The following is a 7,653-nucleotide window of genomic DNA, read 5'->3' as shown; positions in this document are numbered from 1 at the left end:
CCGCCGACTGGGTGGGCCGCACCGCCATCTTCCCGCGCCAGGTCCCGGCCGGTCTCGTCGCCACACTGATCGGCGGCCCGGTGCTGATGTGGCTGCTGCGCCGCCGCTGACCTTTAGCCCTTGTGGAGATATCGATGTCCAAGTCGATGCCAGCCTTGATCGCCGACACCACGGTCCACGATCTTGTCCCGGCGCAGGGCGGCGCCCCCTGGCGGATATTCCTGCATGTGCCGTCCGGGCCGGTGCCCGAGGCCGGCTGGCCTGTGCTCTACATGACCGACGGCAACGCCGTCATCGGCACGGCGGTCGACGCCATGCGCGCGCAGGCCTTCTATCCAACGGGCACCAATGTCGGCTGGGGCGTCATCGTCGCCATCGGCTATCCCGTCGAGGGCGCCTATGACCCGCTGCGCCGCTCATGGGATCTCGGCCCGCCGCCGGGCAAGACCTATCCGCCCTTCTATGAGGGCACGCCCGAAGTCCGGACCGGTGGGGCAGGGGAGTTCCTTGCCTTCATCGAGGACGAGTTGAAGCCGTGGGTCGCCAGTCGGATCACGGTCGACGCTAGCCGCCAGGCGCTTTATGGCCATTCCTTCGGTGGCTTGTTTGCGCTCTATGCCCTGTTCACGCGGCCCTCGGCCTTCCAGACCTGGATCGCGGCGAGCCCCGCCATCTATTGGGAAGACCGTGCCATCGATCGCTTTCTCGAAACCTTCGAGGCCGCCATCCCCGCTGGTTTGGCGACGACCGTGATCCTGTCGGCCGGCGAGTACGAGACCGAGAAGCTGGCGCCGTTTCAGATTGGCGCCGAGGACGAGGAAAAGCGCCTCCAGCAGAAGAAGGTGACATGCACCGACGAATTCGCGCGGGCAATGGCGCAGCGGCTTGATGCTCTCCCGGGCGTGCGTGCGCGCTTCGAGCTGCACGCCGGCGAGAACCACATGTCGATCCTGCCGGTCACGGTCAATCGTGCGGTTCAGGCAGCGTTTGCGGTCAGGGCTTGCGACTAACGGCCTTCACCTCTCAACGCTGCAATGGCTTGTTCTCGTTGTGTGGCTGCGTCCGCGTCCATAGCGCCAAAACGCAGGGCACAGCGGAATTTTTCCCCGGGTGCGACGCGAACCAGGCGGCCTCTTTCCTTGGCCGCAAGATAGCCGTCTGGTTCGGCGGTGGCCGGCAGCACGAGGCCAAGCGCGTCCTGGTCGGCGCCGCGTGTGATCCAGCGGACGGCATAATTGAGCTCGTCGGGGCGAAAGCTGACGAAATCCGCAGTACGGTCCGGATGGACCTGCAAGGCGTGCGCCCAGCCCTGGGGGTCCGCCTTAGCCCTCATCGTCAGCACGAGTTCTGGGTCGATCGGCTCGCCCTTGGTCAGCAGGCGATGCCGCGAAGGATTGGCGACAACGGCATCGCGGTAGGCAAGGTAGCTTTCGCTCGGCGTGAAAAAGGGCGGCAGCGTCTGGCGCACGACAATGTCCGCGGAATCATCCGCTACGGTGTCGACCAGGCGCCCGCCATCGGCCGGTTTGAAATTGATGTGCGCCAGGTACATCAACTCCATGGCCGAGCGTTTCAGGTTCTCGATCACGATGTCGACGGCGAGGCTGCTGGCGTCGAGTTGCAGCCGTACGGTGGGCTCCATCACATATGGCTGAAAGCGACGGTCTGTCGACAGCGCCCCGTCAGCGCCATGAAAGGCCCTTCGGAATTGCTGCCGGCGATCAGTTGCACATCCTGATAGGGCGCATTGGGCAGGTCGCCGTGAAGCGGGTGGCGGTCATCCGGCCCCGGATTTCCCATTGCGGTGGCGCCGCAGTGGATGAAGAACGCGCCGTAGTTGGAAAGATAGTCGCGGGTCGCGACCGGCTCATCGAACATCGAGCGCATGGTCCGGGAGCGGCCGAGGAAGGTCGCGTCCCAAATCTGCTGTCCTTGGAACGGCAGCATGACGATTTCGCCCTTCGCGTTGCTGATCCGAAGCCCGGCAACGCCGGATCGGTAGCGAAAGGCGGTGGCGACAAGCCCGCGATAACGCGCGACGATGGTTTCCGACGCGCCGAACTGCTCGGGCACGAGGTCGACGAAGACGTGATCGGAGTAGTCCAGATGCATTGTTTCGACCTTATCCACCGCAAGCGTGCGTGCCGATAGTCGCAGGAAACATCTGGAAATCAACGGCAGCACGTCTCACAGCTTCTGCCAGGACGGCTGGTGGCAGAGTCTCTTCGCGCCCTCCTGGGAGAGCGCTCGAAACTGCAAGCTTGCCAGGCAATATCCCGCGATTGCCTATCCGCGAGCCGGCGGCAGCTCGAACAAAGTGGCGCCGTTCTCCCGGCCGCGCTCGACATAGCCGATAACGCCGAACCATCTTGCGACATCCGGCCCCTGGAGCCAACTGCGCGAGTGGATGGCGAGGTTGCCGGCGAGCGCCTGGATGTGCCTGATATGCCGCTTGCAGAAGCGAACGGTCGCGGCGCGGAAGAAGTCCTCCCGTGCGGCGAACAGCGTGTCGGCGGCGTCGCTGTTCTCGTGCCAGGCGATGATCGCCACGGCCTTGTCGCCCTCGACAAGCGCGTGCGCGCGGCCCTCCTTCAAATTCATCATCAGATTGTCGTAGGCGATCTTGCTGTCCTTGCCGGCCGCCACGTATTCGTCCGACATCCGCTTGGACAGACCGCGAAAGACATCCTCCAGATCCCCAAGCGTCGCTGCGCGTGCTCTCATTTCACCTCCTGCAGCCCCGGCAGGCAGTTTGCCCTAGGGTTGAGGGGTGGCCAAGCAAATTAAATCCGTCTGCGGGCTAATGTGCGCAAAGTGATTCCACTTGGCGATGCAGGCGGCGACGCGATGGGGTGTGTCCAAAACGGACCGGGGAGTAGTGGTGCCCAGAGGCGGATTCGAACCACCGACACGCGGATTTTCAGTCCGCTGCTCTACCAACTGAGCTATCTGGGCCTGTTCCGGCAAACGAAAACTCGTTGGCCGGAATTCATCGAGGCGCCGTGGGGCGCCCCTTGAAAGCGCGTGGGTTATAGCACGGGAATTCGGCCTGTCCAGCGCCTAGTGGGCGATTTCAGGCAGGAAAAGCGACGCCGTGCGGTGCCCCGGTTTCCATGCCGCTTGCGGGCGGGAATCGGGCACGGCATGGCACGATGCGGCCTTCGCCATCCCTGTCCGTGCCGCTATTGCCGGCTGACATGCCGTGGCACTGCCTTTAGCCGACGATCGAGGCGCACAATGCTTCGCGGCTCAGACCCGCATTGGTCGCCGCCACCTATCTGGCGCCGGTCACGCCTCTACGAAAATCGGAGGGCGACATGCCGGCGAGCTTGCGGAACGACTTGTTGAAGGCGCTGAGCGAGCCGAAGCCCGAATCCATGGCGACGCGCAGCACATTGGCGTCCTGATGCATCACCTGCGCCGCGCTCGCGCTTGCCCTGGGCTCAGCCCCGGCCTTCGCGCAATCCGGCGAAATCACCATCTGGAGCCGGAATGTCGCGGCTTCATCGCTGAAGGCGACGATTGCCGGTTTCAACAAGCAATTTCCCGACGTCAAGGTCACGGTCCAGGATCTCGGCAACCAGCCGACTTACGACAAGTCGATCGCCGGCTGCGCCGCCGGCCCGCACACATCAGCCGAGCTCGATCACGACCAGATCTGGTCACTGGGCGCCCGGCTCATTTCGAATCGTCGGGGTCCGTTTCTTCCTCGTCGTCGCGAGCCTTGATGACGTAAGCGCCCTTCAGCCAGCGATTGAGGTCGATGTCCTTGCAGCGCGTCGAGCAGAACGGGAAGGTGTCGCGCGCCGAGGGCTTGCCGCATTCGGGGCAGGGGCGCTTCGGGCGCAAGGGCGTGACTTTGGGATCGGAATTCACAGCCGGGGTCCCGCCAGCCAGCCGCCATGCACCTTGAAGCCTTCGCCGCTCAACAGCGCGACGGTCTCATAGAGCGGCAGCCCGACGACATTGGTGTAGGAGCCGACCAGCTTGACGACGAAGGCGCCGGCGAGGCCCTGGACCGCGTAACCACCCGCTTTGCCGCGCCATTCGCCCGAGGCGACATAGGCGTCAATCTCTTCGCGCGGCAGCCGCTTGAAACGCACCCGCGTCTCGACCAGCCGTTGGCGCAGCTTGCCACCCGGGGTGATCAGGCAGATGCCGGAATAGACCCGGTGCGAACGGCCCGACAACAGCCCGAGGCAGTTGGCAGCGTCGTCGAGGGTTTCCGCCTTGGGCAGGATGCGCCGTCCGACGGCAACCACCGTGTCGGCGGCCAGCACGAAACCTGGCGCGTAGTCGGCTTCGGTCTGCAGCGAGGCGAACGCCTTCTCGGCCTTTTCCCTCGACAGCCGCTTGGCCAGCGAGCGCGGATGCTCGGCACGCAACGGCGTTTCGTCGACATCGGCCGGCAGCACGCGGTCCGGCTCGATGCCGGCCTGCTGCAAGAGCTCGATCCGGCGCGGCGAACCCGAGGCAAGCACCAGCTTCTGCAAAATGCTCATCGCGGACCAGTCGGGCTTTGCTTACTTGAAACGATAGGTGATGCGGCCCTTGGTCAGGTCGTATGGCGTCATCTCGACCAGAACCTTGTCGCCGGTCAGCACGCGGATGCGGTTCTTGCGCATGCGGCCGGCCGTATGGGCGATGATTTCGTGTTCGTTTTCGAGCTTTACCCGGAACATCGCGTTCGGCAACAATTCCGTCACGACACCCGGAAACTCGAGGACTTCTTCCTTCGGCATTCGATACCTTTGCTTGGATGGTAGTTCCAGCACCCTGGCCGGAATTTCGGCGGAACCTATATGATAATCGTCCGCTTGTGAACACGCTTAATCCGTCGCGTTTTTTGCTCCTGGAAGCAGAAAACGTCGGCCTATGCGCACCTTCAGCCGCTCGCGCACGTCGCGATAACTAGCCATGATCTGTTCGCGGGTGCCGCTGGCGTCGGTCGGGTCCGGCGTCGGCCAGTATTCGACCTCGACAGCGAGCGAGCGGGTGAGTTCAAGTGCGGCGTGGTGCGCTTCCGGCGCCAGCGTGACGATGAGGTCGAAATAGTCGTCCTCGAGATCGTCCATCGTCCTTGGGTGACGCCCGCCCAGCGTGAGACCGTCTTCGGCAAGCACCGCATCGACGAATGGATCGCGCTCGCCGGCGCGAACGCCTGCCGAAGCGACAAAGACGGTGGCGGGCAGCATGCGGCGCGCCAGTTGCTCCGCCATGGGCGAGCGCACGGCATTCATGCCGCACAGGAACAGGATCGAACGGGGCAGGGCGCCGGGTGCCAGGGCTAGCCCCGCCAGTGCAGTACGCAGACCAGCGTGAACAGCCGGCGCGCCGTATCGAAGTCGATGTCGATCTTGCCGGACAGCCGGTCCATCAGCGTCTGCGAACCTTCATTGTGCAGGCCGCGGCGGCCCATGTCGATCGCTTCGATGTGGCTCGGCGTCGAGGAACGGATGGCGTCGTAGTAGCTTTCGCAGATCATATAATAGTCCTTGACGATGCGCCTGAGCGGCGTCAGCGACAGGATATGGGTGACGACGGCGGTGCCATCCTCGCGCGCCACGGCAAACACCAGGCGCTGCTCGGCCAGCGACAGTTTCAGCCGGTAAGGGCCGTCGCCGCTGTCACTGACGGGCTGAAAACTGTTCTCCTCGATCAGGTCGAAGATCGCCACCGCGCGTTCATGCTCGACATCGGGTGTCGACCGGCCGATCGATTCATCGAGTTCGACATCGATCAGCCTGGCGCGGGTTTGATCGGGGCCAGACATCGCCGCCTACATGTTCAACCGTATGGCGACGGAGCGTCCATGCGCGTCAAGGCCTTCCGCCTTGGCCAGCGCAATCGCCGCCGGCGCCAAGATCCGCAACTGTTCCGGTCCAAGCTTGAGGATCGACGTGCGCTTGACGAAATCGAGCACCGACAGACCGGACGAGAAGCGCGCCGAGCGCGCCGTAGGCAGCACATGGTTGGAGCCGCCGACATAGTCGCCGATGGCTTCCGGCGTGTGGCGGCCGAGAAAGACCGCACCCGCGTTGCGCATCCGCGACAGGAAGCCCTCGGCGTCGTCGATGGCCAGTTCGACATGTTCGGCGGCGATGCGGTCGACCAGCGGCAGCGCGGCGTCGATGGTCGACACCTGGATCACCGCACCAAAATCACGCCAGCTCGCCGCCGCCGTCTCGGCGCGTGGCAGGCTCTGCAACTGGCGCTCGACGGCTTGTTCGACAGCGATGCCGAAGGCTGGATCGTCGGTGACCAGGATCGATTGCGCCGATGCATCGTGCTCGGCCTGGGCCAGCAGGTCGGCCGCGATCCAGTCCGGATCGTTGCTGCCGTCGGCCACGACGAGCACTTCCGACGGCCCGGCGATCATGTCGATGCCGACGGCGCCGAACACCTGGCGCTTGGCCGCCGCGACATAGGCATTGCCCGGGCCGACGATCTTGGCGACCGGCCTGATCGTTTCGGTGCCGTAGGCAAGGGCGGCGATCGCCTGCGCGCCGCCGACACGGTAGATTTCCGACACGCCTGATATGTCGGCCGCCACCAGCACCAGCGGATTGATGATGCCGCCCGGCGCCGGTACGACCATGACGATGCGCTCGACGCCGGCCACTTTGGCCGGCACGGCGTTCATCAGCACCGAGCTTGGATAGCTCGCCGTGCCGCCCGGCACATAGAGCCCAACCGCCTCGACCGCCGTCCAGCGCCAGCCGAGCTCGACGCCGGCGGCATCCGTATAGCGGTCATCCTTTGGTCGCTGCCGCTCATGATGCGAGCGGATGCGGTCGCGCGCGAATTCCAGCGCCTCGATCGTCTTTGGGTCGGCGGCCTTGTAGGCCTGGGCGATGTCGTCCTTCGAAACGGCAATGCCCAGTCCAGCCAGATCGGCGCGATCGAATTTCCGTGAATAGTCGATCAGCGCCGCGTCGCCCTCGGCGCGCACGCGCGCGATGATGGCGCCCACCGCTGCATCGACGTCGGCGGACACTTCCCGCTTGGTCAACAGGAAGGCGGCGAAACGCTGCTCGAAATCGGCGTCGGACTGACGAAGCGTGATGGCCATCGGACGCTCAGGCCTTGTGGATGGGGCGCGAGGTGGCTTCCCACGCCCCGCCGATGTCGGCAAGGCGGGCCTCGATGCATTCGACGTCGAGCATGATCGCACCGCCGCCCGAGAAGATCAGCTCGACGATGCCGGCCGGCTTGCTGATCTCGATGAAGCTGATCGCCAGCAGCGACAAGACTTCCGCAGGCTTGTCGCGGTCGATGCCGCTGGTCTTGGCGCCGAGCACGCGGTCGAAATGCAGCACGGCCTGCCGTCGCTCATTGTGCTGGCGAAACAGGCCGGATTTTGCTTCCCAGACGAAACGGTTCATGGTCAGCAGGAAACGCTTGGCCGCAGGCAGGAATTCGAGGTCGCTGACTTTCAGCACGGCATCCTGGACATGAGCCGAAACGATGCTCAGGTCCTGGTCGTCTAGCGCGATAAGCTTAAGGCCGGTCATGCGGATTTCGCACCTGAAGGTTGATTGTTCAGCCTTCTGTTAGGCGGTCTTGGCGATCGGTGCAACCGCACCAACAGCTGCAGGTCTGCGCTGCCCCTCATCGCCCTGCCGGGCACTTCTCCCCATATAGTGACGGGGA

General features: G+C 64.4%; 12 protein-coding genes, 1 tRNA gene and 2 pseudogenes. 3 read left to right on the top strand and 12 right to left on the bottom strand.

The features are described from left to right. Both EN964_RS18070 and EN964_RS18065 read left to right on the top strand, forming a co-directional pair. Positions 1–110, top strand: a 110-nt coding sequence (locus tag EN964_RS18070; protein WP_164775870.1) for an iron chelate uptake ABC transporter family permease subunit, incomplete at its 5' end; no start/stop codon positions are given. Between the two features lie 24 nt (positions 111–134). Then, positions 135–1,010 (top strand): alpha/beta hydrolase, encoded by an 876-nt coding sequence (locus EN964_RS18065; protein ID WP_127269088.1) that lies wholly within the window; start codon positions 135–137, stop codon positions 1,008–1,010. Here EN964_RS18065 and EN964_RS18060 read toward each other — a convergent pair. From EN964_RS18060 to EN964_RS18040, 5 genes and pseudogenes are all read right to left on the bottom strand, one after another. Beyond that, positions 1,007–1,642: a DUF4432 family protein gene (locus tag EN964_RS18060; RefSeq protein WP_127269087.1), complete on the bottom strand. Its 636-nt coding sequence runs from the start codon at positions 1,640–1,642 to the stop codon at positions 1,007–1,009. The genes EN964_RS18065 and EN964_RS18060 overlap by 4 nt on opposite strands. Beyond that, positions 1,642–2,112, bottom strand: coding sequence for a hypothetical protein (locus EN964_RS18055; protein WP_127269086.1), 471 nt, complete (start codon positions 2,110–2,112; stop codon positions 1,642–1,644). The genes EN964_RS18060 and EN964_RS18055 overlap by 1 nt, the downstream gene beginning before the upstream one ends. A 174-nt stretch (positions 2,113–2,286) precedes the next feature. Beyond that, positions 2,287–2,724: a hypothetical protein gene (locus EN964_RS18050; protein ID WP_023813918.1), complete on the bottom strand. Its 438-nt coding sequence runs from the start codon at positions 2,722–2,724 to the stop codon at positions 2,287–2,289. A gap of 155 nt (positions 2,725–2,879) precedes the next feature. Beyond that, positions 2,880–2,955 (bottom strand) — tRNA-Phe (locus EN964_RS18045). A gap of 319 nt (positions 2,956–3,274) precedes the next feature. Then, a pseudogene (locus EN964_RS18040) lies at positions 3,275–3,421 on the bottom strand (helix-turn-helix domain-containing protein); the annotation flags it as partial. On the opposite strand from EN964_RS18040, the pseudogene EN964_RS38630 reads away from it, so the two are divergent. Further along, positions 3,411–3,623, top strand: a pseudogene (locus tag EN964_RS38630) (ABC transporter substrate-binding protein); the annotation flags it as partial. The pseudogenes EN964_RS18040 and EN964_RS38630 overlap by 11 nt on opposite strands. A 55-nt stretch (positions 3,624–3,678) precedes the next feature. Here the strand turns inward: EN964_RS38630 and yacG are convergent. From yacG to EN964_RS18000, 7 genes are all read right to left on the bottom strand, one after another. Beyond that, positions 3,679–3,876 (bottom strand): DNA gyrase inhibitor YacG, encoded by a 198-nt coding sequence (gene yacG, locus EN964_RS18030; protein WP_127269085.1) that lies wholly within the window; start codon positions 3,874–3,876, stop codon positions 3,679–3,681. Continuing rightward, positions 3,873–4,502, bottom strand: a complete 630-nt coding sequence (locus EN964_RS18025) for a Maf-like protein (RefSeq protein ID WP_127269084.1) — start codon at positions 4,500–4,502, stop codon at positions 3,873–3,875. Before EN964_RS18025 ends, yacG begins: the two co-directional genes overlap by 4 nt. Before the next feature lie 21 nt (positions 4,503–4,523). After that, positions 4,524–4,742, bottom strand: a complete 219-nt coding sequence (infA, locus tag EN964_RS18020) for a translation initiation factor IF-1 (RefSeq protein ID WP_006200926.1) — start codon at positions 4,740–4,742, stop codon at positions 4,524–4,526. Between the two features lie 87 nt (positions 4,743–4,829). Further along, positions 4,830–5,300: a low molecular weight phosphatase family protein gene (locus tag EN964_RS18015; RefSeq protein WP_127272356.1), complete on the bottom strand. Its 471-nt coding sequence runs from the start codon at positions 5,298–5,300 to the stop codon at positions 4,830–4,832. Next, positions 5,288–5,773: a UPF0262 family protein gene (locus EN964_RS18010; RefSeq protein WP_127271901.1), complete on the bottom strand. Its 486-nt coding sequence runs from the start codon at positions 5,771–5,773 to the stop codon at positions 5,288–5,290. Before EN964_RS18010 ends, EN964_RS18015 begins: the two co-directional genes overlap by 13 nt. 6 nt (positions 5,774–5,779) lie before the next feature. Beyond that, complete coding sequence (hisD, locus tag EN964_RS18005) at positions 5,780–7,072, bottom strand: histidinol dehydrogenase (protein ID WP_127272355.1); 1,293 nt, start codon at positions 7,070–7,072, stop codon at positions 5,780–5,782. A gap of 7 nt (positions 7,073–7,079) precedes the next feature. After that, on the bottom strand, positions 7,080–7,514 hold the full coding sequence (locus EN964_RS18000; RefSeq protein ID WP_127268680.1) for a DUF2948 family protein: 435 nt from the start codon (positions 7,512–7,514) through the stop codon (positions 7,080–7,082). Positions 7,515–7,653 lie beyond the last annotated feature (139 nt).

The sequence above is a fragment of the Mesorhizobium sp. M7A.F.Ca.CA.001.10.2.1 genome, from assembly GCF_003998575.1.
Lineage (GTDB): Bacteria > Pseudomonadota > Alphaproteobacteria > Rhizobiales > Rhizobiaceae > Mesorhizobium.
The sequence above is the reverse complement of the archived record's forward strand: the minus strand, read 5'-3'. Positions and strand labels throughout refer to the sequence as shown.

Excerpts from the sequence above, each read along its gene's own strand:
- hisD (WP_127272355.1), bottom strand. The coding sequence starts at position 7,072 with ATGGCCATCACGCTTCGTCAGTCCGACGCCGATTTCGAGCAGCGTTTC.
- EN964_RS18055 (WP_127269086.1), bottom strand. The coding sequence starts at position 2,112 with ATGCATCTGGACTACTCCGATCACGTCTTCGTCGACCTCGTGCCCGAG.
- EN964_RS18000 (WP_127268680.1), bottom strand. The coding sequence starts at position 7,514 with ATGACCGGCCTTAAGCTTATCGCGCTAGACGACCAGGACCTGAGCATC.
- EN964_RS18010 (WP_127271901.1), bottom strand. The coding sequence starts at position 5,773 with ATGTCTGGCCCCGATCAAACCCGCGCCAGGCTGATCGATGTCGAACTC.
- infA (WP_006200926.1), bottom strand. The coding sequence starts at position 4,742 with ATGCCGAAGGAAGAAGTCCTCGAGTTTCCGGGTGTCGTGACGGAATTG.
- EN964_RS18025 (WP_127269084.1), bottom strand. The coding sequence starts at position 4,502 with ATGAGCATTTTGCAGAAGCTGGTGCTTGCCTCGGGTTCGCCGCGCCGG.
- EN964_RS18060 (WP_127269087.1), bottom strand. The coding sequence starts at position 1,642 with ATGGAGCCCACCGTACGGCTGCAACTCGACGCCAGCAGCCTCGCCGTC.
- EN964_RS18050 (WP_023813918.1), bottom strand. The coding sequence starts at position 2,724 with ATGAGAGCACGCGCAGCGACGCTTGGGGATCTGGAGGATGTCTTTCGC.
- EN964_RS18065 (WP_127269088.1), top strand. The coding sequence starts at position 135 with ATGTCCAAGTCGATGCCAGCCTTGATCGCCGACACCACGGTCCACGAT.